Here is a 25,370-nt window from a genome sequence, read left to right on the forward strand (position 1 = left end):
CCTTTACTCCTTCTCTCTGGACTCTGGCAGATGCCAGAAATCGAAAAAATTAAACCAGTCGAGCGGCGACAGGAGGGCGTAATGCTCCAGCCGCTGCGCGTAGCGATCGACGGTCTCCTGCAGCGCCTGCTGGCGTTCGCCGCGCGGCAGGATCAGCGGGTCGGCAAACGGTTCGCTGTGCAGGACGAGCTTACCCTGCTGGCGCAGGCAAAAATCAGCACCACCGGGCAGCGCAGGATGGAGGCCAGGATAAACGGCCCCTGTGGGAACGGCGCTGGCTGGCCCATGAACGGACTCCAGATCACGCGCCACTCGCCGCCACGCTGCGGATTCACCGCGATGCGGTCGCCCACAATCGCGACCCATTCTCCCCGCTCAAGCTTCTCTTTGATGGCAATCGCGGTGTCCGGGCCGATGTCGGTGACCGACATCAAATTCACATCCGCCTGGGGAGCCATTTCGCTCATGATTTGCTTAAAGCGCTGGGCGTTTTCGCTGAAGACCAGGGCGGTGATAATTTTGCTGCCGTCCAGCTGGGCCAGCGCCCGGCAGGCCTCTACGTCGCCAAGATGCGAGGCCAGCAGCAGCTTGCCCTGCGGCGCCGCGATATTAAGCGTTTCGCTCGCGCCGGGGGCAAAGACCACGTCGCGATCAAACTGCAGCTCGCCGCGCCAGCTGGCGACTTTATCCAGCATCGCGTTGCCGAAGCGCATAAAATGGAAAAAGCTGTTGAGCAGCGGGGGAACGGGCATGTTCCGCTGACGCAGTTCTTGCTTCACTCTCTCAATCCACTGCCGCGAGGCCTGCCGCGCCGGACGTGCGATAAGCCAGTACACGCCGATCGTTGGCCACAGCAGCACGGTAAAGGCCCGCCGCCCCATCAGCTTCCAGACGCGCAGCATCAGGCGCATGCCCCACAGGCCCTTGACCTCGTCCTGCTGCGCCCAGTGCTGGCGGCGTCGACGGAAAAGCAGGCCGGGCATGCGGGGCAGCATGCCGAAGAACAGCCGGGTATGCATCAGGGAGATCCGCACGTTATCTTTTAACGCGTCGAAGTGGGACAACCCGTCCTGCGGGTAGGTGACGCGGGTCGGCAGAAAGATGCTGGTGTTGCCCTGCCAGTAGAGACGGACCATCACTTCGGTGTCAAAGTCCATCCGTTTACCGAGCGTTTCACGCGCGGCCAGCCGCAGCGTGGGCGAGACCGGGTAGACACGAAAGCCGCACATGCTGTCTTTAAGCTGCAGGGATAAGGTCTCAATCCACACCCAGACGTGGGTTACCCAGCGCCCGTAGAGCCGCGATCGCGGAATGGAATCATCGTAAATGGGCTGGCCGGAAATCAGCGCGTCCGGGTGGCGCTCCGCCAGCGCCAGCAGTTTGGGGATATCTTCGATGGCGTGTTGGCCGTCCGCGTCCACCTGCACGGCGTGGGTATAGCCCGCGCGCGCGCACTCCTCCAGCCCCCTGATGACCGCGGCACCTTTTCCGGCGTTTTCCGCCAGACGGACCAGCGTTACCTGCGGCTGCTCCGCCGCCAGGCGCTCGAGCTCCTGACGGGTGCTCGCTTCGCTGCCGTCATCCACCACCAGGCACGGCATGCCGAACGGCGCGAGACGCGACAGCACGCGGGCGATCATGGCGCCGTGGTTGTAGCACGGGATCAGCACGCAGGGACGAAAGATTACTGACATAGCCGAATTTTCCCGCTGCTGGCGGTATGGCGCTCCGCCCCGGCGTGACGCTGGTAGCTGAAGGTCAGCATCTGACGTTCGGCATGCCACTCAAGCACCAGAGTCACCGTGGTTTCAGGCAGCAGAGGCGCCTGGAACTTCACGTTTTGAATGCTGTGAAAGCGGTAGCCCGGTGCCAGTAACGTCGTGGCGTAGTGCATCACCCAGTCAAGCTGCGCAACGCCGGGCAGCAGCGGCTGTACGGCAAAATGGCCCTGAAACCAGAACAGCGCCGCGTCGAGATGCAAAATAATTTCCAGCTTCTCCGGCTGTGTCTGGCGGCGCTCAATTTCATGAATTTTCATGAAATAACTCCTCTAACTGCGCATAGACACGCTTGTTCATACTGTTTACCGGCATTTCATCGACAATGCGCCAGTAGCGCGGAACGGCGACCGGCTCAAGCCACGGCAGCAGGGCGCGACGCCAGGCGAACTCCTGCGCTTTTTTATCCTGCATATAGCCGCGCTGGCGAACCGCTTCGTCCAGCACCAGCAGCGCGCCAATCCCCTGACGGCCTCCGCGCGTGACCGGCAGCGCAGCCGCTTCGCAAATGCCGTCGAGCTCCAGCAGGCGACGTTCGATCTCGTTAAGCGAGATGCGCTTTTCTTCAATTTTGACCACCCGCCCGCGACGACCGGCGATGCTGAACAGCCCCTCGCTGTCGAAGTGCAGGATATCGTCCAGCTGGAGTCCTTCAGCCTCGTGGATCAGTGGAGACGTGACGCGACAGGCGTCATCTTCCTGATGGAAAATAACGCCGGGGAACGCGAGCCATGGCACGTTATCCTGCTGGCGATGGCGCCAGGCGAGGATCCCGGTTTCGGTGCTGCCATAAATTTCATCCGGGAAGATGTTAAGCCAGCCAGCGGTGATGGCGACGTCACACCAGGGCAGCATTCCGCCTGCTGAAATCAGCATTCTGACGGGCGGCGCGGGCAGTTCCGTATCCAGGCGCTTCAGGAACGCCGGGCTGCTGATGAACAGGTAATGCCTGTCATGAGGAAGGGCGGCCAGTTGCTCGGCGTAGTAGAGCATCGCAGCATGCAGCGGGAGGCCCAGCGCCATCGGCAAGACGATGCGGAAGGTCAGGCCGTACAGATGTTGCGGTACGACCGAGGCGACAACGCTACAGCCGGTCAGACGCTCGCCGAAGCGGTCAGCCAGCAGACGGGCTTCGCGATCCAGGCTGACGATGTGCTTAATCACCCGGCGCGGGGTACCCGTGGAGCCGGAGGTGAACAGCTCAACGAAGCGGCTTTCGTCAATGGCCGGCAGGGGCGCCCAGTGGCGAGCGGTCTGATGGCTGGAGGCCACCACAATCAGCTTGCCATGGAAATCGAGAGAGCGATCGCTCAGGACGCCGCTAAACAACGCCTGCTGTTCTTCAAGCTGCGAGACGCGGCTATGGCCGGGGATGACCGGCGTTTTACCGGCATGCAGCGAGGCCAGCAGCGCAACGATAAACAGGTAGCTGTTTTCAAAGCACAGCGCCCAGCGCTCGCCTTCCTGCTGACGCAGGGTGTCGACCAGCAAGGTCACGTCGTGGCGCAGCTGGCCAAGCGTCCAGGTGCGATCGTCAAGCCAGGCAACGGGCATGTCGTCAGGGCGGGGCGCATTTAACCACTGGCCCAGCGGAAGGGGGTTAGTCATTGTGCATCTCTTTTTTAATCACCCGCTGGCGCACCAGCCACTCGGTTGCCATCAGCGTTCCCATCAGGATATAAGCCACCATACCGTTCCACAGCGTCCACAGATGCATGTCGCCGTGGAGCACGGTGAACAGCGCCATCGCGCCGTTTCCGATGAAAAAGCCGCACCAGACGAGGGTCACCTTGCGGGTATAGCGCACGCCCTCCGGGGGCAGGTTTGGCTCACGCAGGCGCGCCAGTCGCTCGACCAGCGGCATCGCGGTCCACAGTGAACCGCCGAACACCGCCAGCATCACAAGGTTGACGACCACCGGGTAGAACAGCAGCCACTGGTGGGTTTTCAGCAGGTAGCTGGCCGCGCAGAGCGCAATGCCCGCGAGCGCCACGCACTGCACCACATACCGCATCGGGCCGGTATTCCGTCGCGCCTGGCGCAGCCGCAGCAGCAATAACAGCGCCATGACCGGCAACAGCCACTGCAGGCTGTTGTGCGTCAGCCCAAATCCAATCAGGAAGGGCCACGCCAGCAGCATCAGCCCCGTCAGCAGTGGGATGACCGGGAACGTCCGTCCACCACGCACGACGTCTTACTCTTCGCGCAGAAGCTGTTCGACGGCGTCTACCACATCCTGAACGGTACGAACCGACTTGAAGGTTTCCGGCTTGATTTTCTTGCCCGTTTTCTTCTGCAGATGAACAATCATGTCCACCGCGTCAATGCTGTCCAGCTCCAGGTCTTCGTAAAGACGGGCTTCGGGCGTAATGTCCTGCGGGTCGATTTCAAAGAGCTTGGTCAGAAGGCCGCAGACTTCCTGATAAATGGTTTCTTGTTCAGTCATCGTTCACATCTCAGGCGCGTTGAGCGTTGATAAAGGACGCCAGCGTGGCGACGGAAAAGAAGTGCTGGCGCATCTCTTCGCTTTCGGCAGAAAGCACCACGCCATACTGGTTTTTTACCGCCAGACCCAGTTCCAGCGCGTCAATGGAGTCCAGACCCAGCCCATCGCCAAACAGCGCGGCATCGGTATCAATATCCTCTGCGGTAAGCTCGTCCAGATTCAGCGTGGTGATTATGAGATTCTTAATTTCAAGATAAAGCGCTTGCATCATTAATTCCTGACAAAGATTGAAGGCCTGATGTTAATCGATGCTGCAGATGCCGGTTTAACTGCCTTGCCGCCAGCGCCGGTTCTTGTTCATTTGCATCGTAAAATTCGTCGATGTTCACGCGGTCGCGGACATCCACGGTGAAAACAGGTTTTTCTGGCGGTACATCATACCAGTGACTTTTTTTATCCAGCAGGTGTTCGCTACAGTGGATCAGCACCACCCGCAGATCGCTGTTACAGCGCACGGCGATATTTGCCGCGCCGCGCTGAAGGGAGATAGCCTCGCCAAACCGGGTACGCGTGCCTTCCGGGAAGATTAACAGCGTGTCGCCCTGAGCCAGACGCTGCTGGCTGGCCGCGAGCAGGGGCTCGGCTTCACTGTTAATCAGATAATCCGCCGCGCGGATAACGCCGCTGACAAAGGGATTGCGCAGCAGCGCGCTTTTCACCAGGCAGTCGGTTTCGGGCATCACCGACGCCAGAATCACGTAGTCAATTAACGTGGGGTGGTTAGCCACCACCAGACAACCCCGATCGCTGCGCAGCGCGTCAAGATTGTGAATGCGATAGTCCAGTACGCCGAGGCCGCGCGCAACGGTCAGGAAGAAGCGGAAGCTGGCCGCAATGCTGCGACGCGCCAGGCGGCGACGGCTGGCGCGGTCGCGCTGGACGATCAGCAGCAGATTGAACCAGACCAGCGACAGCAGCAGCCCGCCCACGCCAAACAGCGCGAAGCAGAAGCCGGTCATCACCAGACGCCATAACCAGTTGATACGGGCAGCCAGGCGGTTCATGCGCGCGTCCATTGCCACAGCAAACGTTCGCCGGGCACCACAAACTGACGTTCCTCGCTGAGATAGCGCTGCAGGAACATCAGGCTTTGCGGCAGGGCGGGTTCTTCACCCGTGCTGCCGCTGCGGGTTTCACACTGCAATCCGTTGCCGGATTCAATCACCAGCGCCAGCGCGTAGGGCCAGGTGGGCATCTGCGGCGGCAGCGCCGGATGGTAAAATTCCGGCAGCGCGCCGTCAAAATCGACCAGCAGGACGCGGGAATAGCCCGCATGCAGCAGGCTCAGCACTTCGCATAAGGCCTGCTGGAAGGTGTCCAGCCCGGCTGAAATGGATGACGAGACGATGGCCTGGCGTGCGGTAATCGTGAGATTACCCACCGCGGAATTGTGCACGGACATCGCGAAGTCGGTGGGTGAAACGGACTGCCCGGTTGCCAGAGCATGCAGAATACGGTAGTTGCGCTCCAGCTCGCCGTGGCGGCTGGAATAGACGACGGCATCAATGGCGTGGTTTTGCAGCATGGCAAGACCAATATCCACCGCCAGCTTACTGCCTGAATTGAGGCGGCGCGCGGTCATCATGGGTAAAGCGGTCAGGCGGGGAAGCGGGGCCGCTGTATCAACGGCCAACTGCAGGCGCGACCATGCCTGCCAATCTGTGGCATCGCTGAGTCCTGGCGCTCTCGCCTGCCAGTCGATAATGTTCAGTGAAAATTTCATCTACGCGCGTCCGCGAAAAAACCGTATTCAAAGGGCAGACTGGGCCACCCGGCAGCTAAGCTGCTCTATTGTTCACGTTTGGTGCATATCAGCAGGGTATGACCGACCCCAAGGTTGTCCAGCCGCTGTTCAACGCTGAAACCTGCGCTCTCCAGGTAGCGATAGAACTTCTCTACGCTGTAAAATCGGCTATTGCCATTCGCCATACAGGTGAAATAGAGCGAGGTGGCATTCAGGCTGAAAGAGGCCGCTTCAAATTTCTGGGCATCCCAGAAAAGCTCCATGATGCACAAACGTGCGCCTGGCTTCATGGCCTGCGCGACGCGCGTCAGCATGGCGACAATCTGATCCGGAGAGAAACAATCCAGGAACTGGCTCATCCACCAGACGTCGGCGTCACCCGGCAATGTTGCTGGGCTAAGCATATCGACAGCATGGAATGCAATACGATGAGAAAAACCTGCTTTTGCGATGTTTTCCTGCGCCAGCGCTATCTGCTGCGGCAGATCGAGGATCGTCACGGTAACCTTTTCGTCATAGCGGCAGCAGCGTAACGACCATTTACCCGTATTTCCGCCCACATCGTACAATTTTGTCGGCGAGCTTGCGAATATATATGGCAAAGCAGCGTCAAAAGCGGCGTCAGAATAGTAATGATCGAAGGCAAACCAGCTCTCTTTCGCCGGAGCTGGTAATTGGGATAACGCCGGGTAGATGGTTGGCCAGTTGCCAAACACGGCTAATCCGGCAGGTTTTTCCTCCTGCAGGGCGTCCGCCAGGTGAAATAGCCCCTGATAACAAACGTCCTGGGTGAAATTCATATTTACGCGGGTCATTTCGTCGTGCAGTAAAAAATGGCCCACTTTCGCCAGGAAATAACGTCCATTCTGTTGGGTAACGATTCGACCGCTTAATCCCATATCCAGCAGTACGCTGACGCCATAGCTGCCGAGCGTGCTGTGTTCGGTTATTTCCTCGAGGCTTGCCCCCTCTTTTCCTTGTTTATCGAGCCAGGCGAGAACGCCTGAGTTACGCAGACAAAGCGCAGTCTGGAATAACATCGGGGCAAAGGCGATGCGTTGCGCTTCGGTAATGGCATCCAGTGCGCTGAGTGTGTCCTTTTCGTACATTCCTGCGTAACCTTTGAGGCTAATAAAGAGAGGTTATCGGGCCATACGCGGCCCGACTTTAGAAAAATATTACAGCGCGGCGCCAGCGGAGAGGTTCAGCTGAATATCGTGGTCGAGGTTATTTACCCAGCGGTTATAATTTTTGTGAATTTTACCGTCTGCCGCTTTCAGGTTAAGGCTGTTTTCATAGTTGATTGAATAGCTTGTGGCCGTGTACGGAATACTCACCTGGACCGAGTGATCGCGTGACTGCAGACGCCCCTTAATCATTCCCGGGCCGGTTTCCGTCATGATCCAGTCGCGTTTTTGGCCTGCTTTCAAAATTGCCGTTTTTACCTGATCGGCAGTATGGCCCGCGCTTACAATAGAGTGAACCTGAGCAATTGGGGCGGTACGCGCACAGCCTGCCAGTGCGCCAACGAATACGGCAGCAGCACACCATGTAACGATCTTTTTCATCAACAACTCCATATCAATAATAACAATTAAAGGTAGTGTTTTTTACAAATAATATTCATCCGGCTTTTTGTTATCGCCGGGTGTGTTTTTTAATCAATATTAATGTTTACATTACGTTGACGCGAAGACGGGCATAATAACATGGAAAATAAATAAGAATTTCATTTTTTATAATTTGCGTTAAATCATGAGCTGCGTTTGAACGTAATGCGCGCGGCGTAATTAAAAACAGAATGAGTATCGCCTTAACGCAAATAAAAATACCGCGACGGATTAGGGACGCGGTAATTTACGGTGTATTACTGACGGTTTAAACCTACCTGTACAGGTAGGTCGGTTAGCCGGGTAATCGGCTTTTCGGCCTCCCCGGGCCGAGCAGGATCGCCAGCTTGCTGCCGCCTTTGGTGGTTTCCATCCAGATTTTACATACGCTGGTCAGGGGGACCGACAGCAGCATACCGACCGGGCCCAGCAGCCATCCCCAAATCAGTAAGGATAAAAATACCACCAGCGTTGACATGCCCAGCCGGTGTCCCATCATGCGCGGCTCAAGAATATTGCCCAGCACCATATGCACGACGAGGAACAGCGCGCCGACCAGCATGCATTCGTAGAAGCCGTTAAACAGAAACGCCTGAATCATGGGCGGCACGGCGGAAAGCACCGCGCCAATATTGGGTACGTAGTTCAGTAGAAAGGCCAGCACGCCCCACATCAGCGCGAACTGCACGTCCATCAGCATCAGCCCCAGCCAGACAATCACCCCGGTCCATACGCTCAGGAGCGTTTTCAGCGCCAGATATTTGGAGACGCCCTTCAGGGCCCGGTGTAACCCGGCAATGTGAATTTGCGGATTGTTCAGCGCAAAGCGCAGCTTATAGGGGACGTGGCGGACTTCGAACAGCATAAACACAACGGTCATGACCAGCAGCAGAATGCTGGCCATCGCGCCGGAAAGCCCCGTCATCAGGGTGGTGGCGTAGGTCATGACCTTCTCGGAGTCCATCCTGCGCAGCATCCGTTCGGGTGAGATATGCAGATTAAGGAAGGGCACCATCTCCTGCAGCGCGACAATTTTACGCGTCAGCTCTTTGTTGTACTGCGGCAGCATGGTGGAGAATTCGCTCAGCGATGCCGCCAGCACGCCGAAGAGCGCCGTCAGGCCAATCAGCATGACAATAACCACGATGGTGATGGCTACCGGACGGCTGACGCCCCGGCGTAAAAACCAGGTGACCAGAGGATTAAGCACGATGGCAAAAAAGAGCGCCAGCAGGAGCTGAACAATAATGTCAGCGGCAGCATGGATACCCGCAAGGATAACCACCAGACAGGCGAGTTTTAATAAGATGTGGAGTCCTGCTTTGTCGGACGGGTTAGCGATCATGCGTGTTCCTTAATATGATGACCCGATAAGTGTAGTGCCCGGGCTTCGCTTCGTCTGGCACCGTTAATCTGAAAGTCGGGGCTGATTTTCTTATTGCGCCGTGGTAATAGTGAAACACTGTTGTAAAAAATCCAGGTAGAACCCCATGCCCGAACCTGCCGCTGAACCGGCACTGAGCGGACTGCGCCTCAATCTGCGCATCGTTTCCGTTGTGATTTTCAACTTTGCCAGCTATCTGACCATCGGCTTGCCGCTGGCGGTCCTGCCGGGCTATGTCCATGACGTGATGGGCTTCAGCGCCTTCTGGGCGGGGCTGGTGATAAGCCTGCAATATTTCGCCACGCTCCTCAGCCGTCCGCATGCCGGGCGCTACGCGGATACGTTCGGTCCAAAAAGCATCGTGGTGGTGGGGCTGTGCGGCTGTTTCCTCAGTGGCCTGAGCTACCTGCTGGCTGCCACCACCGGCCACTGGCCGCTGGTCAGCCTGGCGCTGCTCTGCCTGGGCCGCGTTATTCTTGGCATCGGGCAAAGTCTGGCGGGAACCGGCTCGACGCTGTGGGGCGTGGGGGTGGTAGGCGCGCCGCACATTGGCCGGGTGATCTCCTGGAACGGGATTGTCACCTACGGTGCGATGGCGCTCGGTGCGCCGCTCGGCGTGGCCTGCTATGCGCTGGGCGGGCTGCATGGGCTTTCCATCACCATTATGGCGGTCGCGCTGCTGGCAATCCTCTTTGCGCTGCCGCGCCCGAAAGTGAAGGCCAGCAAAGGCAAGCCGCTGCCGTTTCGGGCGGTGCTGGGGCGCGTCTGGCCGTACGGCATGGCGCTGGCGCTGGCGACTACCGGCTTCGGCGTGATTGCGACCTTCATTACCCTGTTCTACGACGCCAAAGGCTGGGACGGCGCAGCCTTTGCGTTAACCCTGTTTAGCTGTGCGTTTGTTGGCGCCCGCCTGCTTTTCCCTAACGGCATCAACCGCCTTGGCGGGCTGAATGTGGCGATGATCTGCTTTGCGATAGAGATAGTCGGGCTGCTGCTGACCGGAATTGCGATGGTGCCCTGGGTCGCGAAAGTGGGCGTGTTCCTCGCGGGGGCTGGCTTTTCCCTGGTCTTCCCGGCGCTGGGCGTGGTGGCGGTAAAAGCCGTGCCGCAGCAGAATCAGGGGGCGGCGCTGGCGACCTATACGGTGTTTATGGATATGTCTTTAGGCATTACCGGCCCGCTGGCGGGGCTGGTGATGGCCTGGGCAGGGGTTCCGGTGATCTATCTTGCGGCGGCGGGCCTGGTGGTGATTGCGCTCCTGCTGACGTGGCGGCTAAAAAAATGGCCCCCGGTGCAGGCACCGGAGGCCACGTCATCGTCGTGAAGCGTTACTGGATCACGATGGTGTTAATGATGTTTTCAGCAGCCGTCTGCGCTTTCTGCTGATCTTCGGCTGGCAGGGTGATCTGCAGGGTCAGCAGTTTGTTATCAACCTTGCCCAGCACCACAGAAGAGTAGGCGGTCTGGCCTTTTGCGGAGATGATGCTGTCGAGCTGTTGCAGCGTGTGGCCTTTCAGCTCGATGGATTTATTGGTCACGACCTGCAGCTGCGGATCGCGGCCGCGCTGCTGGTCTTCCAGACGTTTGGACAGGACGGCCAGGTCTTCGCTGGTGTCGTCGCCCACAATCACAATGACCGCTTTCTGCCCGGTTGCGTCGGAGTAAACGTGCATGTTATTCGCCTGGGTGCCCAGCTTGCCGCTCTGATCGGTCATATCGGCTGGCAGAGAGAAGCTGAGTTTGCCATCCATCAGATTCACCGGCTGGCCGGTCGCGTTGCTCTCTGCGGATGCGCCCTGAGCAGGCGTTTTCGTGTCGCTGTTATCACAGGCTGCAAGACCCACAACCAGCAGGCCAATCCCGACATATTTAACCAGATTGCGCATTGACTTCTTCCTTTCGATAAACGGCCATAACGGCTCATTCGTTCATCTTATCACAACTGATAAAGCGAACCCTTAACCAGCCTGCAATGCCGTGATTTCAGATTTATCTGCCAGCCTTTTCAGCAGCATATTGAGCAGCACGCCGTACATCGGCAGGAAGAACACAATGCTGATAAGGACCTTGAAGCAGTAGTCCACCAGCGCGATTTCCATCCAGTGTTCCGCCATGAACGCATCCGGGCTGCGCCAGAAGGCTATGAAGAAGAAGGCCAGCGTATCGCTCACGTTACCGAACAGCGTGGAGGCGGTTGGCGCCATCCACCAGCGATGATTCTGACGCAGGCGGTTGAATACATGCACGTCGAGGATCTGCCCCAGCGCGTAGGCCATAAAGCTTGCCGCGGCGATACGGGCAACAAACAGGTTGAAGTGGGTTAACGCCTCAAAGCCCTGCCAGCTTCCCATATAAAACAGTGACGAAACCACGTACGAGATGAACAGAGCCGGGAGCATGACCGAAAAAATAATACGGCGAGCCAGCGGTGCGCCAAAGATACGCACGGTCAAATCCGTCGCGAGGAAAATAAACGGGAAGCTGAACGCGCCCCAGGTGGTATGAAAACCAAAGATGGAGATTGGGAGCTGCACCAGATAGTTGCTGGAGGTGATCACCAGCAAATGGAAAAGCGAAAGCCAGAACAACGCTTTTACGCGCTGTGATTCAGAAAACGACGTCATATTGTGACCTTTTTATACGTTGGGGTGAGGGAACCCAATAAAAACCGCAGCATGATACTGCTTTGTCAGGACATTGCAATGGTTAGTTTTTACGCAATCGTTAACCTGGTTTGCATTGATCGCAACCGGGCGTAAACTACAGCCGTTTTTACCAGACCGAGAAGAACATGACCGACCTGTTTTCCAGCCCAGACCACACTCTTGATGCCCAGGGCCTTCGCTGCCCGGAGCCGGTAATGATGGTACGCAAAACCGTGCGCAACATGCAGACCGGTGAAACGCTGCTGATTATTGCCGACGACCCGGCCACGACCCGCGATATTCCCGGCTTTTGTACCTTTATGGAACATGAGCTTGTGGCACAGCAGACCGAAGCACTGCCGTACCGGTATTTGATTCGTAAGGGGTAGATGGGTAGTCCTCTGCGGCCTGATGCCCTCACCCCGCCCCTCTCCCACGGGGAGAGGGTGCAAACACTAAAAACGGCAATCTTTGATTGCCGTTTTGCGTTTACCTAGCCTTTCATCCACGCGCGGATCCCGTCCAGGAACATCTGCGTTGCCATCATCACCAGAATCAGCCCCATCAGGCGCTCCAGCGCGTTCACCCCTTTCTCACCCAGCAGGCGCAGGAACAGCGACGACTGCAGCAGGATGATAAACGTCCCACCCCAGGCGATCAGCAGGGCAATCACCAGATGGCTCATCTGGTTCGGATACTGATGCGACAGCAGCATCAGCGTGGCCAGAATGGTCGGCCCGGCGACGAGTGGAATCGCCAGCGGCACGATAAACGGCTCTTCACCCGCGGGCAGGCCGCTGCTGCTGCCTTCCGCGCTCGGGAAAATCATCTTAATGGCAATCAGGAACAGAATAATCCCGCCGGAAATCGAAACGGTTTCGGCGCGCAGGTTGAGGAATGCGAGAATTTTTTCACCGGCAAACAGGAAGATAAACATCACCAGCAGGGCGATGAGCAGCTCGCGGATCATGATCGCCCGGCGGCGCTTCGGCTCGGTGTGCTTCAGCACCGACATGAAGATAGGCAGGTTTCCCAGTGGATCCATAATCAGGATCAATAAAACCGCCGCGGAAATGATTTCACTCATCTTTAAATTATCCCTGATACTTAGTAGTGTTATTCCGATGATTAGCGCTTTTTCTGATTGCCGGGCAATCATCGATTAATTTCGCTTGCGACTTTGGCAGCATTTTGTAATGTGAAGCATATCCCAGTTCAATACTGGCTTGCACAATCAGCACACACCCTCAGCAGGAAAAAAATGCTATGAAAAACGTTGGTTTTATCGGCTGGCGCGGTATGGTCGGCTCTGTACTCATGCAACGCATGGTTGAAGAGCGCGATTTCGACGCTATCCGCCCGGTCTTCTTCTCCACTTCCCAGCTCGGCCAGGCTGCTCCGTCCTTTGGTGGTACCACAGGCACGTTGCAGGATGCTTACGATCTGGAAGCGCTGAAGGCACTCGACATTATTGTGACGTGCCAGGGCGGCGATTATACCAACGAAATCTATCCAAAGCTGCGTGAAAGCGGCTGGCAGGGCTACTGGATTGACGCGGCCTCTTCGCTGCGCATGAAAGACGATGCCATCATCATTCTCGACCCGGTGAACCAGGGCGTCATCACAGACGGCCTGAACAACGGCGTGAAAACCTTTGTCGGCGGTAACTGCACCGTCAGCCTGATGCTGATGTCCCTCGGCGGCCTGTTCGCGCAGGATCTGGTGGAGTGGGTCTCAGTGGCGACCTACCAGGCGGCGTCCGGCGGCGGTGCGCGTCACATGCGCGAGCTGCTGACCCAGATGGGCCAGCTGCACCAGAGCGTCGCGACCGAGCTCGCAAACCCGGCGTCCGCGATCCTTGATATCGAACGTAAGGTCACTCAGCTGACCCGCAGCGGCGAGCTGCCGGTGGACAACTTCGGCGTACCGCTGGCCGGTGGTCTGATCCCATGGATCGACAAACAGCTGGATAACGGCCAGACCCGCGAAGAGTGGAAGGGCCAGGCTGAGACCAACAAAATCCTCGCGACCGCGAACACCATTCCGGTTGACGGTCTGTGCGTGCGTATCGGCGCGCTGCGCTGCCACAGCCAGGCCTTCACCATTAAACTGAAAAAAGATGTGTCTATTCCGACCGTGGAAGAGCTGCTGGCCGCGCACAACCCGTGGGCGAAAGTGGTGCCAAACGATCGCGATATCACCATGCGCGAGCTGACTCCGGCTGCCGTTACCGGCACGCTGACCACGCCGGTTGGCCGTCTGCGCAAGCTGAACATGGGGCCGGAGTATCTCTCCGCGTTCACCGTCGGCGACCAGCTCCTGTGGGGCGCCGCCGAGCCGCTGCGCCGCATGCTGCGCCAGCTGGCGTAATAATTTGTTAACTACCGGGGGTGATTTTCACCCCCTTTTTTTGCGTACTACATGGAGTAACACGCGTATGTCTTATTTTTTATCAGGAGTCATCTAGAGCGTTGGCTATGCTTTAAGGAAGAGTCATTTCTTACCTGAGGTTCGAACGGAGCAGAATGGATGCACATTTTTGTGCTGTCCCGTTCAGGTCACATTAAAAGTCGTCCCGGAGCGCTTAAAAAGGACGACATAAAAAACAGGATGAATACCATGTCCGATCGTGTGGATAGAGACGTGATTAATGCGCTTATTGCGGGTCATTTTGCTGACCCCTTTTCTGTGCTTGGGATGCATCATACTGAGGATGGCCTTGAAGTTCGGGCACTGTTACCGGATGCCACAGAAGTCTGGGTGATTGAACCCAAAACCGGCCGCAAGGTCGGTAATCTTGAATGCCTCGATTCCCGTGGCTTTTTCTCGGGCGTGATGCCCCGCCGTAAAAACCCTTTTCGCTATCAGCTCGCCGTTCTCTGGCACGGTCAGCAAAACCTGATTGACGATCCTTACAGCTTTGGCCCTCTGCTTAAAGAGATGGACGCCTGGCTGCTCTCCGAAGGAACGCATCTTCGCCCTTATGAAACGCTGGGTGCCCATGCCGATACCATGGACGGCATTACCGGCACGCGGTTCTCCGTGTGGGCGCCTAACGCCCAGCGCGTCTCCGTTGTCGGCCAGTTCAACTACTGGGACGGCCGCCGCCATCCGATGCGCCTGCGCCGGGAAACCGGCATCTGGGAGCTGTTTATCCCCGGGGCGCACCCCGGGCAGCTTTATAAATTCGAGATGATCGACGCCAACGGCAAGCTGCGCATTAAAGCTGACCCGTATGCCTTCGAAGCGCAGATGCGCCCGGATACCGCGTCGCTGATTTGCGGCCTGCCGGAGAAGGTCGTCCAGACGGAGGAGCGCAAACAGGCCAACCGCTTTGACGCGCCCATCTCCGTCTATGAGGTACACCTTGGCTCCTGGCGTCGCCACACCGATAACAACTTCTGGCTGAGCTACCGTGAGCTTGCCGACCAGCTGGTGCCGTATGCCAAATGGATGGGCTTTACCCACCTTGAGCTGTTGCCGGTCAACGAGCATCCGTTCGACGGCAGCTGGGGCTATCAGCCCACCGGGCTGTATGCGCCAACGCGCCGCTTCGGAACGCGCGATGACTTCCGCTATTTCATTGATGCCGCGCACGCCGCCGGGCTGAACGTCATCCTCGACTGGGTGCCGGGCCATTTCCCGTCGGATGACTTTGCGCTGGCAGAGTTTGACGGCACGAAGCTGTACGAGCACAGCGACCCGCGCGAAGGCTATCACCAGGACTGGAATACGCTCATCTACAACTACGGTCGCCATGAAGTCGCAAACTATCTGGTCGGGAATGCCCTGTACTGGATCGAGCGGTTTGGCATTGATGCCCTGCGCGTCGATGCGGTGGCGTCGATGATCTACCGCGACTACAGCCGCAAAGAGGGCGAGTGGATCCCGAACGAGTTTGGCGGCCGTGAAAACCTGGAAGCGATTGAATTCCTGCGCAATACCAACCGCATTATCGGCGAACAGGTGGACGGTGCCGTGACCATGGCGGAAGAGTCGACCGACTTTGCGGGCGTCTCCCGTCCGCCGTCATCAGGCGGCCTGGGGTTCTGGTATAAGTGGAACCTGGGCTGGATGCACGACACGCTCGACTACATGAAGCTGGATCCGGTTCACCGTAAGTATCATCACGATAAGCTGACGTTCGGGATGCTCTACAACTACACCGAAAACTTCATGCTGCCGCTGTCGCACGATGAAGTGGTGCACGGCAAAAAATCTATTCTCGACCGCATGCCGGGCGACGCGTGGCAGAAGTTTGCCAACCTGCGCGCCTACTACGGCTGGATGTTTGCCTTCCCGGGCAAGAAACTGCTGTTTATGGGCAATGAGTTCGCCCAGGGACGCGAGTGGAACCACGACGCCAGCCTCGACTGGCACCTGCTGGAAGGCGGCGACAACTGGCACCACGGGGTGCAGCGTTTGGTGCGCGACCTGAACCTGACCTACCGCCACCACAAAGCGCTGCACGAGCTCGACTTCGATCCGTACGGCTTTGAGTGGCTGGTGGTGGACGACCACGAGCGCTCGGTGTTTGTCTTTGTGCGTCGTGACAAAGCGGGTAACGAGATCGTCGTCGCCAGCAACTTCACGCCGGTGCCGCGCGAACACTACCGCTTCGGCATTAACCAGCCGGGCAAATGGCGCGAGATCCTGAATACCGACTCCATGCACTACCACGGCAGCAACGCCGGTAACGGCGGGCTGGTACAGAGCGATGCCATCGAAAGCCACGGGCGACCCAACTCCCTGAGCCTGACGCTGCCGCCGCTTGGCACCATCTGGCTGATGCGGGAGGGCGAATGACGCAGCTTACGGCAGGTAAACCCGAACCGCTCGGCGCGCGTTTTGACGGAAAGGGTGTCAATTTCACCCTCTTTTCTGCTCACGCTGAGCGGGTAGAACTGTGCGTGTTTGATGGGGAAGGTAACGAGCACCGTTACGATTTACCCGCGCGCACGGGGGATACCTGGCACGGCTACCTGGCCGGAGGACGGCCAGGCATGCACTATGGCTTTCGCGTGCATGGTCCGTGGGATCCGGCGCAGGGCCACTGGTTTAACCCGGCGAAGCTGTTGATTGACCCGTGCGCGCACCGCGTGGACGGCGAATTTAAAGACGACCCGCTCTTCCACGTGGGCTACGGCGAGCCCGACCACCGCGACAGCGCGCCCGTCGCGCCAAAAAGCGTGGTGGTGAACGATCTTTATGACTGGGAAGACGATGCCCCGCCGCAGACGCCGTGGGGCAATACCGTCATTTATGAAGCCCACGTCAAAGGGCTGACGTACCTGCACCCGTCGATCCCCAAAGAGATGCGCGGCACCTATAAGGCGCTCGGGCATCCAACCATGATCGCCTACCTGAAACACCTCGGCATCACCGCGCTGGAACTGTTGCCCGTCGCCCACTTTGCCAGCGAGCCGCGCCTGCAGCGGCTGGGGCTAAGCAACTACTGGGGCTATAACCCGCTGGCGATGTTCGCGCTTGAGCCACGCTATGCCGCCCATCCGGAAAAGGCGCGTGACGAGTTTCGCGATGCGGTGAAGGCGCTTCATACGGCGGGCATTGAGGTCATTCTGGACGTCGTGCTGAACCACAGTGCCGAAAGCGATCTCGACGGTCCGACGCTCTCCATGCGCGGAATTGATAACCGTAGCTATTATTGGATCAGGCAGGATGGCGATTATGAGAACTGGACCGGCTGCGGTAACACGCTCAACCTCAGCCATCCGGCGGTCACGCATTTTGCTTATGAATGCCTGAAATACTGGGTGGAGACGTTCCACGTCGACGGTTTTCGTTTCGATCTGGCGCCAGTGATGGGGCGCACGCCAGCGTTCAGCCAGCAGGCGCCGCTGTTTGAGGCGATAAAAAACTGTCCGGTGCTCTCGCAGGTGAAGCTCATTGCCGAGCCGTGGGACATCGGGGAAGGCGGTTATCAGGTCGGGAATTTCCCGCCGCTGTTTGCCGAGTGGAACGATCACTACCGCGATGCCGCGCGCCGCTTCTGGCTGGAACGGAATCTGTCGCTGGGGGAGTTCGCCGGACGCTTTGCCGCTTCAAGCGATCTCTTTAAGCGCGACGGCAAACGCCCGTCGGCCACCGTCAATCTGTTGACGGCACACGACGGTTTTACGCTCAGGGACTGCGTTTGTTTCAATCAGAAACACAATGAGGCAAACGGCGAAGAGAATCGCGATGGTACTAACAATAACCATAGCTTTAATCATGGTATAGAAGGGTTAGGCGGAAGCCTGGACGTCATCGAGCGGCGACGCGCCAGCGTTCACGCTTTGCTGACAACGCTTTTATTGTCGCAGGGCACGCCGATGCTGCTGGCAGGCGATGAACACGGCCACAGCCAGCACGGTAACAACAATGCGTATTGCCAGGACAACACGTTAACCTGGCTCGACTGGGGTGAAGCCAACAGCGGGCTGATTCATTTTACCGCTGCGCTAATCCATCTTCGCCAGCAGATCCCCGCGCTGACCGCTGACCGCTGGTGGGAAGAGGGTGACGGCAACGTTCGCTGGTTGAATCAAGACGCGCAACCGTTAAGCGCGCAAGAGTGGCAACACGGCGTACCACGCCTGCAAATCCTGCTGTCGGATAAATGGCTGGTCACGCTGAACGCGACGGATGACGTCGCAGAGATTGTTTTACCTGAAGGGGAATGGCGAGCTGTTCCCCCCTTTGCCGGAGCGGATAATCCGGTAGTAATGGCTGTCTGGCACGGGCCTGCGCACGGAGTGTGCGTATTCCAAAGATGATAAAAAAGGAGTTAGTCATGGTTAGATTAGAGAAGAACGATCCCTTAATGTTGGCGCGCCAGCTACCATTAAAAACGGTTGCCCTGATACTTGCGGGTGGACGTGGTTCCCGTCTGAAAGATTTGACCATCAAGCGCGCGAAACCGGCCGTTCACTTTGGTGGTAAGTTCCGTATCATCGACTTTGCGCTCTCCAACTGTCTCAACTCGGGCATTCGCCGTATCGGCGTCATTACGCAGTATCAGTCGCACACGCTGGTTCAGCATATCCAGCGCGGCTGGTCATTCTTCAGCGAAGAGATGAACGAGTTTGTCGATCTCCTTCCCGCTCAGCAACGCGTCCACGGCGAGAACTGGTACCGCGGAACGGCGGATGCAGTGACGCAGAACCTCGACATCATTCGCCGCTATAACGCGGAATACATCGTGATCCTCGCCGGGGACCATATCTACAAGCAAGATTACTCCCACATGCTCATCGACCACGTCGAAAAAGGGGCGCGCTGCACCGTAGCGTGTCTGCCTGTGCCCGTTGCTGAAGCGACGGCGTTTGGCGTGATGCACGTGGATGCCGACGACAAAATTATCGACTTTGTTGAAAAGCCGGCGAACCCGCCAACCATGCCCGGCGATGACACCAAATCGCTCGCCAGCATGGGGATTTATGTCTTTGATGCAGATTATCTTTATGAGCTGCTGGAAGACGATGACAAAGACGAAAACTCCAGCCACGACTTCGGTAAAGACATCATTCCGAAAATCACTAAAGCTGGCATGGCGTATGCACATCCTTTCCCGCTGTCCTGCGTGCAGTCCGACCCCAATGCGGAACCTTACTGGCGCGATGTGGGAACCCTGGAAGCCTACTGGAAAGCGAACCTCGACCTGGCGTCGGTCACGCCTGAGCTGGATATGTACGACCAGAACTGGCCGATTCGTACCCATATGGAATCGCTGCCGCCGGCCAAATTCGTGCAGGACCGCTCCGGCAGCCACGGCATGACGCTGAACTCGCTGGTGTCCGGCGGGTGCATTATTTCAGGCTCGGTGGTGGTGCAGTCGGTGCTGTTCCCCCGCGTGCGGATAAATTCATTCTGTAATATCGATTCGGCAGTCTTACTGCCTGATGTCTGGGTAGGGCGCTCGTGCCGTCTGCGTCGCTGCGTTATCGATCGTGCCTGCGTCATTCCCGAAGGGATGGTGATTGGTGAAAACGCGGAAGAAGACGCGCGTCGTTTCTATCGTTCGGAAGAGGGGATCGTGTTAGTCACACGGGAAATGTTGCGGAAGCTGCAGATCAAACAGGAGCGATGATGCAGGTTTTACATGTATGTTCTGAGATGTTCCCGTTGTTAAAAACGGGCGGTCTGGCAGATGTTCTGGGTGCATTACCGGCAGCGCAAATCGCCGGAGGCGTAGATACCCGAGTCCTGCTGCCCGCCTTTCCGGATATCCGGCGCGGTATTCCCGATGCAAAAGTGGTGACCCGCCGTGAGACCTTCGCCGGACGCATCACCCTGCTGTTTGGACATTACAATGGCGTAGGGATTTACCTGATCGACGCGCCGCACTTATACGATCGACCGGGCAGCCCGTATCACGATACGAACCTGTTCGCCTACACCGATAACGTGCTGCGCTTTGCGCTGCTCGGCTGGGTCGGGGCAGAAATGGCGACGGGGCTGGATCCGTTCTGGCGCCCGGATGTGGTGCACGCGCACGACTGGCACGCCGGGCTTGCCCCGGCGTATCTCGCGGCGCGCGGCCATCCGGCCAAATCGGTCTTTACCGTGCACAACCTGGCGTATCAGGGGATGTACTATGCCCATCACATGAGTGAAATCGATCTGCCATTATCGTTCTATAACATGCACGGGCTGGAATTTAACGGGCAGATCTCGTTCCTGAAAGCCGGGCTGTATTACGCCGATCATATTACCGCCGTGAGCCCAACCTACGCGCGTGAGATCACCCAGCCGGAGTTTGGCTACGGCATGGAAGGGTTGCTGCAACAGCGCCACCGCGAAGGCCGCCTGTCGGGCATTCTGAACGGCGTGGATGAACAGATCTGGAGCCCGGAAACCGATCTCCTGCTGGCGGCGCGCTATGGCCGTGATTCCGTGGAAGACAAAGCGGAAAACAAACGCCAGCTGCAGATTGCAATGGGCCTGAAGGTTAACGACAAAGTGCCGCTGTTCGCGGTAGTCAGCCGCCTGACCAGCCAGAAAGGGCTGGATCTGGTGCTGGAGGCGCTGCCCGGTTTACTGGAGCAGGGCGGACAGCTGGCGCTGCTCGGCGCGGGCGACCCGGTGCTGCAGGAAGGTTTCCTTGCCGCCGCGGCGGAACATCCGGGGCAGGTGGGCGTGCAGATTGGCTATCACGAAGCGTTCTCGCACCGCATCATGGGCGGCGCGGACGTCATCCTGGTGCCGAGCCGTTTCGAACCCTGCGGCCTGACGCAGCTTTATGGCCTGAAATACGGCACGCTGCCGCTGGTGCGCCGCACGGGCGGACTGGCGGATACCGTATCCGATAGCTCTCTGGAAAACCTGGCGGACGGTATCGCCAGCGGGTTTGTCTTTGAGGACAGTAATGCCTGGTCGCTGCTTCGGGCGATTCGGCGTGCTTTCGTCTTGTGGTCCCGTCCATCGCTCTGGCGTTACGTTCAGCGTCAGGCGATGTCCATGGACTTTAGCTGGCATGTCGCGGCGCAGTCATACCGCGATCTCTATCAACGCTTGATGTAACGAGGCGAAGTTACTGATATGAACGCTCCATTTAGCTACTCTTCACCCACGCTCAGCGTTGAGGCGTTAAAGCACTCCATCGCCTACAAGCTGATGTTCACCATCGGGAAAGATCCGGTTATCGCCAACAAGCACGAGTGGCTGAACGCCACCCTGTTTGCGGTGCGTGACCGCTTAGTTGAACGCTGGCTGCGCTCAAACCGCGCCCAGCTCTCGCAGGAAACGCGTCAGGTTTACTACCTGTCGATGGAATTTTTGATTGGCCGCACGCTTTCCAACGCGCTGTTGTCGCTCGGTATTTATGACGACGTCAAAACCGCCCTGGAAGAGATGGGGTTAGATTTAGAAGAACTGATCGACGAAGAGAACGACCCGGGCCTCGGCAACGGCGGCCTGGGGCGTCTCGCCGCCTGCTTCCTCGACTCGCTGGCAACGCTGGCGCTGCCGGGCCGCGGCTACGGTATTCGCTACGACTACGGTATGTTCAAACAGAACATCGTCGACGGGCGCCAGAAAGAGTCGCCGGACTACTGGCTGGAGTACGGCAACCCGTGGGAGTTTAAGCGCCACAATACGCGCTACAAGGTGCGCTTTGGCGGGCGTATTCAGCAGGAAGGCAAAAAATCCCGCTGGGTAGAAACGGAAGAGATCCTGGCCGTGGCCTACGACCAGATTATCCCCGGCTATGACACCGATGCCACCAACACGCTGCGCCTGTGGAGCGCCCAGGCCAGTAGCGAAATTAACCTCGGTAAATTCAACCAGGGGGACTACTTTGCGGCGGTGGAAGACAAAAACCACTCCGAGAACGTGTCCCGCGTGCTGTACCCGGATGACTCGACCTACTCCGGCCGCGAGCTGCGCCTGCGTCAGGAGTATTTCCTCGTTTCGGCGACCATTCAGGACATCCTCAGCCGCCACCATCAGCTGCACAAAACCTACGCCAACCTGGCGGAGAAAACCGCGATCCACCTTAACGACACCCACCCGGTGCTCTCCATTCCGGAGCTGATGCGCCTGCTGATTGACGAGCATAAGTTCAGCTGGGATGACGCGTTTGAAGTGACCTGTCAGGTGTTCTCCTATACCAACCACACGCTGATGAGCGAAGCGCTGGAAACGTGGCCGGTAGACATGCTCGGCAAAATCCTGCCGCGCCATCTGCAGATTATCTTTGAGATTAACGACTACTTCCTCAAGACCCTGCAGGAGCAATACCCGAACGATACCGGGCTGCTGAGCCGCGCATCCATCATTGATGAATCGAACGGGCGCCGCGTGCGCATGGCCTGGCTGGCGGTCGTCATCAGCCACAAGGTCAACGGCGTGTCCGAGCTCCACTCGAACCTGATGGTGCAGTCGCTTTTTGCGGACTTCGCGAAAATCTTCCCGACGCGGTTCTGCAACGTGACCAACGGCGTCACGCCGCGCCGCTGGCTGGCGCTGGCCAACCAGCCGCTCTCTGAGGTGCTGGACGAGAATATCGGCCGTACCTGGCGTACCGACTTGAGCCAGCTGAGCGAGCTGGAACAGCATATTGATTTCCCGACGGTGAACAAAGCCGTGCGCGAAGCCAAGCTGCTGAACAAAAAGCGTCTGGCGGTCTGGCTGGCGATGCACCTCAACGTGGTGGCAAACCCGAAAGCGCTGTTCGACGTTCAGATCAAACGCATCCACGAATACAAGCGTCAGCTGATGAACGTGCTGCACGTGATCACCCATTACAACCGCATCAAGGCCGATCCAACGGCCGAATGGGTGCCGCGCGTGAAGATCTTCGCCGGTAAGGCGGCTTCCGCCTACTACATGGCGAAGCACATTATTCATCTCATCAACGATGTGGCGAAGGTGGTCAACCAGGATCCGGACATTGGCGACAAGCTGAAGGTGGTGTTCATTCCGAACTACAGCGTAAGCCTGGCGCAGATGATCATCCCGGCGGCGGATCTCTCTGAGCAGATTTCCACGGCGGGTACGGAAGCATCCGGCACCAGTAACATGAAGTTTGCCCTCAACGGCGCGCTGACCATTGGTACGCTTGACGGGGCGAACGTCGAGATGCTGGAGCACGTGGGCGAAGAAAATATCTTTATCTTCGGTAATACGACGGAAGAGGTGGAGGCGCTGCGCAGGAAAGGCTACTCGCCGCGTCAATATTACGAAGAGGATGAAGAGTTACGTCAGGTGCTGACGCAGATCGCGACCGGCGTGTTTAGCCCGGATGAACCGAGCCGCTACCGCGATCTGGTGGACTCGCTGATTAACTTTGGCGATCACTACCAGGTGCTGGCGGACTATCGCAGCTACGTGGACTGTCAGGATAAGGTGGACGAGCTGTACCGTCAGCAGGAGAAGTGGACCAGCGCCGCGATGTATAACATCGCCAATATGGGCTATTTCTCGTCTGACAGGACCATCAAGGAGTATGCCGAGACGATCTGGCATATTGATCCGGTGAGGTTATAAAAGCAAAACGGCAACCTCGGTTGCCGTTTTTAGTGTTTGTTCCCTCTCCCTGTGGGAGAGGGCCGGGGTGAGGGCATCAGCCCGCACCGATCGTATTACGACGCCAGTGACAGCTCACGCTTCCCCGCATTTTGCTGTAACCACTGCGCCACGCGAGACTGCTGCTCGGCGTTGAGCCACATCCCTTCTTTGGTACGACGCCAGATAGCATCATCCAGACGACGAACCCACTCGTGCTCAACCAGGTAGCGCAGCTCGGCTTCATAAAGCTCGTGGCCGAAATGCTCGCCCAGATCCGCAATGTCCTTCGCGTCGGCCAGGAACAGCTCGGTATTGCTGCCGTAGGTGCGGGTATAGTGGCGCGCCATCCCTTCGGTGATGAACGGGAAGCGACGGCGCAGCTTCGCGGCGTAATCATCGCGATTGTCGCCGATATCACCGCCGGGCAGTACCGCGCCTTTGGTCCATGCCGGGCCAATGCCTTTGTAGTACGGCGCCAGTTTTTCCAGCGCGTGCTCGGCCAGCTTGCGGTAGGTGGTCAGCTTGCCGCCAAACACGGAAAGCAGCGGCGCCTGACCGTCAACGTCGTGAATATCGAGCGTATAGTCGCGGGTAATCGCCTGCGGTGAGTCAGACTCGTCATCGCACAGCGGACGCACGCCGGAGTAGGTCCAGACCACGTCATCGCGTGACAGCTGTTTCTTAAAGTGCGCGTTATACACTTTGAGCAGGTAGTTCACTTCGCTCTCGTCGATCTCGACGTTCTTCGGATCGCCTTTGTACTCCACGTCGGTGGTACCGATGATCGAGAACTCGTCCATCCACGGGATCACAAACACGATGCGCTTGTCTTCGTTCTGCAGAATGTAGGCTTGCTTCTGGGTATGCACGCGCGGTACCACAATGTGGCTGCCCTTGATCAGGCGAATGCCGTACGGCGAAGGCAAATGCATGCCGTCGTCGAAGAACTGCTTCACCCACGGGCCGGTAGCGTTCACCAGGCCGCGCGCTTTCCAGCTGAATTTCTCGCCGGTATCGATGTCTTCCGCTTCCACAATCCACAGGCCGTTTTCACGACGGGCAGAGGTCGCGCGGGTACGGGTTTTCACCTCGCCACCCTTCTTCTCGACCATCTGGGCGTTCGCCAGCACCAGACGCGCATCGTCCACCCAGCAGTCGGAATATTCGAAACCGCGCACGATTTCAGGCTTAAGGACCGATTCTGAGCCAAAACGCAAACCTGTCGAACCCGGAAGGCTGGTGCGTTTACCCAGATGATCGTACATAAAAAGACCGATTCGAATCATCCACGCCGGACGCAGATGCGGGCGATGGGGCAGGCGGAAGCGCATCGGAATCGCCAGATGCGGGGCCATTTTCAGCAGCACTTCACGTTCGGCCAGTGCTTCACTGACCAGGCGGAATTCGTAGTGTTCCAGGTAGCGCAGGCCACCGTGAATCAGTTTGGAGCTGGCGGACGACGTCGCGCAGGCGAGATCGTTAGCTTCCAGCATCAGTACGGATAAACCGCGTCCTGCGGCATCGACCGCAATACCGGCACCGTTGATGCCACCGCCTATCACAATCAGATCTTTGGTTTCCATAACACCCTCATGCACTTTCGTTAAAGCTCAGAAATGTTCGATATCGCTCATAATAGCAAAGGAACGCGCTTTTGGTAACATCAAAAAAACAATTTAGAGTGATATGGATAA

At 57.8% G+C, this 25,370-nt stretch carries 22 protein-coding genes and 1 pseudogene; 8 read left to right on the plus strand and 15 right to left on the minus strand.

Annotated elements, in window-relative coordinates:
* Positions 1 to 3: 3 nt before the first annotated feature.
* The 11 genes and pseudogenes from ACZ6J2_RS17100 to ACZ6J2_RS17150 all read right to left on the minus strand — a co-directional run bounded on the left by ACZ6J2_RS17100 (position 4) and on the right by ACZ6J2_RS17150 (position 8,983).
* A pseudogene (locus tag ACZ6J2_RS17100) lies at positions 4 to 1,694 on the minus strand (glycosyltransferase family 2 protein).
* Positions 1,685 to 2,038: an ApeI family dehydratase gene (locus ACZ6J2_RS17105; RefSeq protein WP_045888417.1), complete on the minus strand. Its 354-nt coding sequence runs from the start codon at positions 2,036 to 2,038 to the stop codon at positions 1,685 to 1,687. The pseudogene ACZ6J2_RS17100 and the gene ACZ6J2_RS17105 overlap by 10 nt, the downstream one beginning before the upstream one ends.
* A complete protein-coding gene (locus tag ACZ6J2_RS17110) occupies positions 2,025 to 3,386 on the minus strand; it encodes an AMP-binding protein (RefSeq protein WP_471726288.1) in 1,362 nt (453 codons plus the stop codon). The genes ACZ6J2_RS17105 and ACZ6J2_RS17110 overlap by 14 nt, the downstream gene beginning before the upstream one ends.
* On the minus strand, positions 3,379 to 3,966 hold the full coding sequence (locus tag ACZ6J2_RS17115) for a COG4648 family protein (RefSeq protein ID WP_471726289.1): 588 nt from the start codon (positions 3,964 to 3,966) through the stop codon (positions 3,379 to 3,381). The genes ACZ6J2_RS17110 and ACZ6J2_RS17115 overlap by 8 nt, the downstream gene beginning before the upstream one ends.
* 6 nt (positions 3,967 to 3,972) lie before the next feature.
* Positions 3,973 to 4,224 (minus strand): acyl carrier protein, encoded by a 252-nt coding sequence (locus ACZ6J2_RS17120; RefSeq protein ID WP_024908875.1) that lies wholly within the window; start codon positions 4,222 to 4,224, stop codon positions 3,973 to 3,975.
* 10 nt (positions 4,225 to 4,234) lie between these two features.
* The gene (locus tag ACZ6J2_RS17125; RefSeq protein WP_008503081.1) at positions 4,235 to 4,492 is read right to left on the minus strand and encodes a phosphopantetheine-binding protein; all 258 of its coding nucleotides are present in this window, start codon (positions 4,490 to 4,492) and stop codon (positions 4,235 to 4,237) included.
* Positions 4,473 to 5,288 carry a lysophospholipid acyltransferase family protein gene (locus ACZ6J2_RS17130; RefSeq protein WP_033146839.1) on the minus strand — a complete coding sequence of 272 codons (816 nt, stop codon included), beginning with the start codon at positions 5,286 to 5,288 and terminating at the stop codon, positions 4,473 to 4,475. The genes ACZ6J2_RS17125 and ACZ6J2_RS17130 overlap by 20 nt, the downstream gene beginning before the upstream one ends.
* Positions 5,285 to 6,007 carry a beta-ketoacyl synthase chain length factor gene (locus ACZ6J2_RS17135; protein ID WP_471726290.1) on the minus strand — a complete coding sequence of 241 codons (723 nt, stop codon included), beginning with the start codon at positions 6,005 to 6,007 and terminating at the stop codon, positions 5,285 to 5,287. The genes ACZ6J2_RS17130 and ACZ6J2_RS17135 overlap by 4 nt, the downstream gene beginning before the upstream one ends.
* Positions 6,008 to 6,072: 65 nt before the next feature.
* On the minus strand, positions 6,073 to 7,137 hold the full coding sequence (locus ACZ6J2_RS17140) for a methyltransferase (protein ID WP_471726291.1): 1,065 nt from the start codon (positions 7,135 to 7,137) through the stop codon (positions 6,073 to 6,075).
* 69 nt (positions 7,138 to 7,206) lie between these two features.
* A complete protein-coding gene (locus ACZ6J2_RS17145) occupies positions 7,207 to 7,596 on the minus strand; it encodes a lipoprotein (RefSeq protein WP_471726292.1) in 390 nt (129 codons plus the stop codon).
* Positions 7,597 to 7,933: 337 nt separating this feature from the next.
* Positions 7,934 to 8,983, minus strand: coding sequence for an AI-2E family transporter (locus ACZ6J2_RS17150; protein ID WP_023309517.1), 1,050 nt, complete (start codon positions 8,981 to 8,983; stop codon positions 7,934 to 7,936).
* A 145-nt stretch (positions 8,984 to 9,128) separates the two neighbouring features.
* Here ACZ6J2_RS17150 and ACZ6J2_RS17155 point away from each other — a divergent pair, with 145 nt between their 5' ends.
* Positions 9,129 to 10,346 (plus strand): MFS transporter, encoded by a 1,218-nt coding sequence (locus ACZ6J2_RS17155; RefSeq protein WP_471726293.1) that lies wholly within the window; start codon positions 9,129 to 9,131, stop codon positions 10,344 to 10,346.
* A gap of 4 nt (positions 10,347 to 10,350) precedes the next feature.
* Here ACZ6J2_RS17155 and ACZ6J2_RS17160 read toward each other — a convergent pair whose 3' ends face one another.
* Together ACZ6J2_RS17160 and ACZ6J2_RS17165 are read right to left on the minus strand one after the other, a co-directional pair.
* Positions 10,351 to 10,908, minus strand: coding sequence for a DcrB family lipoprotein (locus ACZ6J2_RS17160; RefSeq protein ID WP_023309515.1), 558 nt, complete (start codon positions 10,906 to 10,908; stop codon positions 10,351 to 10,353).
* A gap of 72 nt (positions 10,909 to 10,980) precedes the next feature.
* Positions 10,981 to 11,646 (minus strand): 7-cyano-7-deazaguanine/7-aminomethyl-7-deazaguanine transporter, encoded by a 666-nt coding sequence (locus ACZ6J2_RS17165; protein ID WP_023309514.1) that lies wholly within the window; start codon positions 11,644 to 11,646, stop codon positions 10,981 to 10,983.
* Positions 11,647 to 11,813: 167 nt separating this feature from the next.
* Here ACZ6J2_RS17165 and tusA point away from each other — a divergent pair, with 167 nt between their 5' ends.
* Positions 11,814 to 12,056 (plus strand): sulfurtransferase TusA, encoded by a 243-nt coding sequence (gene tusA / locus ACZ6J2_RS17170; RefSeq protein ID WP_008503071.1) that lies wholly within the window; start codon positions 11,814 to 11,816, stop codon positions 12,054 to 12,056.
* A gap of 104 nt (positions 12,057 to 12,160) precedes the next feature.
* On the opposite strand, the gene yhgN is transcribed toward tusA, so the two are convergent.
* Entirely contained in the window at positions 12,161 to 12,754 is a 594-nt protein-coding gene (yhgN, locus tag ACZ6J2_RS17175) for an NAAT family transporter YhgN (RefSeq protein WP_003861574.1), read from the minus strand.
* A 179-nt stretch (positions 12,755 to 12,933) separates the two neighbouring features.
* Here yhgN and asd point away from each other — a divergent pair, with 179 nt between their 5' ends.
* The 6 genes from asd to glgP all read left to right on the plus strand — a co-directional run bounded on the left by asd (position 12,934) and on the right by glgP (position 23,655).
* A complete protein-coding gene (asd, locus tag ACZ6J2_RS17180; RefSeq protein WP_033146834.1) occupies positions 12,934 to 14,037 on the plus strand; it encodes an aspartate-semialdehyde dehydrogenase in 1,104 nt (367 codons plus the stop codon).
* Positions 14,038 to 14,286: 249 nt separating this feature from the next.
* The gene (gene glgB, locus ACZ6J2_RS17185; protein ID WP_471726294.1) at positions 14,287 to 16,473 is read left to right on the plus strand and encodes a 1,4-alpha-glucan branching enzyme; all 2,187 of its coding nucleotides are present in this window, start codon (positions 14,287 to 14,289) and stop codon (positions 16,471 to 16,473) included.
* Entirely contained in the window at positions 16,470 to 18,443 is a 1,974-nt protein-coding gene (gene glgX, locus ACZ6J2_RS17190; RefSeq protein ID WP_047059850.1) for a glycogen debranching protein GlgX, read from the plus strand. Before glgB ends, glgX begins: the two co-directional genes overlap by 4 nt.
* A 17-nt stretch (positions 18,444 to 18,460) precedes the next feature.
* A complete protein-coding gene (gene glgC, locus ACZ6J2_RS17195) occupies positions 18,461 to 19,756 on the plus strand; it encodes a glucose-1-phosphate adenylyltransferase (RefSeq protein ID WP_471726295.1) in 1,296 nt (431 codons plus the stop codon).
* On the plus strand, positions 19,756 to 21,189 hold the full coding sequence (glgA, locus tag ACZ6J2_RS17200) for a glycogen synthase GlgA (protein ID WP_023309509.1): 1,434 nt from the start codon (positions 19,756 to 19,758) through the stop codon (positions 21,187 to 21,189). Before glgC ends, glgA begins: the two co-directional genes overlap by 1 nt.
* 18 nt (positions 21,190 to 21,207) lie before the next feature.
* Positions 21,208 to 23,655 carry a glycogen phosphorylase gene (gene glgP, locus ACZ6J2_RS17205; protein ID WP_045355952.1) on the plus strand — a complete coding sequence of 816 codons (2,448 nt, stop codon included), beginning with the start codon at positions 21,208 to 21,210 and terminating at the stop codon, positions 23,653 to 23,655.
* Positions 23,656 to 23,750: 95 nt separating this feature from the next.
* Here glgP and glpD read toward each other — a convergent pair whose 3' ends face one another.
* Positions 23,751 to 25,259: a glycerol-3-phosphate dehydrogenase gene (gene glpD / locus ACZ6J2_RS17210; RefSeq protein WP_471726296.1), complete on the minus strand. Its 1,509-nt coding sequence runs from the start codon at positions 25,257 to 25,259 to the stop codon at positions 23,751 to 23,753.
* Between the last annotated feature and the right edge of the window lie 111 nt (positions 25,260 to 25,370).

Source organism: Enterobacter sp. E14S (assembly GCF_055666685.1).